This is a genomic window from Streptomyces sp. (assembly GCF_031181555.1).
In the GTDB taxonomy this organism is placed as follows: Bacteria; Actinomycetota; Actinomycetes; order Streptomycetales; family Streptomycetaceae; genus Streptomyces; species Streptomyces fimbriatus.
The window spans coordinates 19,760-21,970 of sequence record NZ_JAPSKQ010000113.1 but is presented as its reverse complement, the minus strand read 5'-3'; the positions used below and the strand labels follow the sequence as shown (position 1 = coordinate 21,970).

General features: G+C 74.2%; 4 protein-coding genes. All 4 read right to left on the bottom strand.

Annotated elements, in window-relative coordinates; translation table 11 throughout:
* Nucleotides 1-20 precede the first annotated feature (20 nt).
* Nucleotides 21-584, bottom strand: coding sequence for a hemerythrin domain-containing protein (locus RIM90_RS21425; RefSeq protein WP_309062364.1), 564 nt, complete (start codon nucleotides 582-584; stop codon nucleotides 21-23).
* A 90-nt stretch (nucleotides 585-674) separates the two neighbouring features.
* Nucleotides 675-1,208 carry a DoxX family protein gene (locus tag RIM90_RS21420; RefSeq protein WP_309062363.1) on the bottom strand — a complete coding sequence of 178 codons (534 nt, stop codon included), beginning with the start codon at nucleotides 1,206-1,208 and terminating at the stop codon, nucleotides 675-677.
* 140 nt (nucleotides 1,209-1,348) lie between these two features.
* Nucleotides 1,349-1,837 (bottom strand): DUF1360 domain-containing protein, encoded by a 489-nt coding sequence (locus tag RIM90_RS21415; protein WP_309062362.1) that lies wholly within the window; start codon nucleotides 1,835-1,837, stop codon nucleotides 1,349-1,351.
* A gap of 73 nt (nucleotides 1,838-1,910) precedes the next feature.
* The coding region (locus RIM90_RS21410) for a hypothetical protein (protein ID WP_309062361.1) at nucleotides 1,911-2,211 on the bottom strand (301 nt) is incomplete at its 5' end.

Here is a 2,211-nt window from a genome sequence, read left to right as displayed (position 1 = left end):
CCTGCGTGCTCCGGGTCGTGTCAGCCGAGCTTGCCGCGTCCGCTCAGCGCGTCGCGGATCCGGTCGACCATGCCGGCTCCCGGTGCCAGCAGCTTGTTCGCCGGGGGCTTGTCCGGGGCGGCGGGGTGCGGCCGGGTCGGGGCGGTCTTCTTGGCCTGCCGGACCTTGTCACCGAGCTGGTCGAGCTGCTCCGGGGAGCAGGAGGCGCGCAGCATCGGGAAGAGGTTCTGCTCCTCGTCGGCGATGTGCCCGCGGATCTCGCTCATCAGCGTGCCGATGAGCCGGTCGAACTCGGCGTCACCCGCGTCGCAGCCCTCCAGGTCCTTCATGGTCCGCTCGGCCTCGGCGTGGTCATCGATCTCCCGGTCGGCCAGGGCGTCGCCGTTCGCCACGTGCTCGCGCACGGCCGGGTAGAGGTACTCCTCCTCGGCCACCGAGTGCCGGACCAGCTCGATCGTGACCTGGTCGGCGTACACCTTGCGGTCCTTGTGGCCGGGCGGCAGCTGCTCGATCTTGCCGAAGAGTTCCTCGACCTCCCGGTGATCGGTCATCAGCTCGTCGATGACGTTTCCGCCGTGTCCCATGTCCTTCACCTCCGGTACGTGGTGGCACCCGGCCGGGCCCACCCGGTCCCGGGTCCCCCGGCTCTCAAGGGGCTAACGCGGCGGAACGGGTCAGCGGGGCAGCACGGCCCGGACCCGGCCGGCCGCCGCGGCGGGGCGGGCCCCGGCCCGGAAGGACCGCTGGACCAGGTGGGCGTCGCGTCGCAGATCATGGGCGGCGTGCCGGCTCCGCCACAGCAGCGAGGGGGCGGCGCCGGTGTCGTCGGCGGCGATCAGCAGACCGCCGAGCATCGCCAGGTTCTTCAGGAAGTGGACGCGCTGCTGGACCCGCCGGTCCTGGTCCTCCTCCTCCCAGAAGCGGTGGGCCGCGAGCGTCGTGGGCACGAGCGTGGCGGCGAGCGCGAGCGCGGCGGGGCGGGGCATGCGTCCGGCGGCCAGCAGCAGCCCGGCGGCGACCTGGACGGCGCCGTTCAGCCGTACGGCCTGCTCGGTGCCGTCCGGCAGCACCGGGACGCGGTCGGTGACGGCCCGCACGACGGGCTCGGCGGCCGGGGCGACGTTCTGGGGGTTGCGGACGGATTCCAGCCCGCCCGCGACGAACATCGAGGCCAGCATCGGGCGGCCGACGACGCGCAACAGACTCATGGCCTTCTCCTGGGGTGTCGGTGGTGCGGGCCCGCCGGGTTCCCCTCCGGGCGGGGACCATTCGGCGGGCCCGGTTGCCGGCGCGGTGCGGCCGGTCCGATCCGTACGGCTGGCGGAGCCGGCCCGCACGGGCCGGCCGCTCAGCCCTCCGCGGACTGCTCCGTCCGGCTCCAGGCGTACTGGAGCCAGTCCGCCGCCGTGACGGCGGTCAGGCCGGCGCACAGCAGGCGGGCCGCCCTCGGGGCGCAGGCGTACGTGCCGACCAGGCCGCCGGCCACCCAGGCGGAGGTGCAGAAGGGGCAGGACACCAGGTCGCCCACGGCGCGGCGCGCCCCGTTCCCGCGGGACGTGTCCATCACCTCGCCGGCCTCGGCCTCCCGCTCCCGGCGGGTGAACGGTGCCCGGATGAAACTGGTGATCTTGGCCTTGGTCAGCAGCCGGGAACCCTTGAACGTCGCCGTCGCCAGCAGGGCGAGGTCCCAGGGCGGCACGGTTTCGGGCAGTTGCACCCCGCGGCGCCGGGCCACCACCGCGAACAGGCCGACGCCCGTCACGAACGTGGTGGCGAGCGCGGCGTAGCTGCGCAGGGGCACCTCGCCCTCGTCGTAATCGGAATCCTGCGCCGTCATGGCACCTCCTCGGCAGCTTTCGTACGACCGGAGTGCCCTCCGGCAGCACCGCCACACCCGGCAGTGGACGTCCTCACCAGAACCGGGTCGTGAGCGCGGGCTGGCGGACCGCCTCGACGGCGTCACGCAGGCGCAGGGCGACGGCGATGGTGGCGCGCAGGGCCGAGGGCCGTACGCTCTGGGCGGTCTCGGTGGCCAGGACCAGCAGGCAGGCCGCCGCCTGTTCCACCACGGGGACCGGAAGGGTGTAGTCGTTGTCGGCGGCCGCGCGGAACGCCTTCAGCGGGACTCCCGCTCCGTCGATGGTGCGCCGGGCGGCCTGCTCCAGGTGCTGTGCGGCCTGCTCGCACACGGAGGCGGGCAGGGTGAGGGTG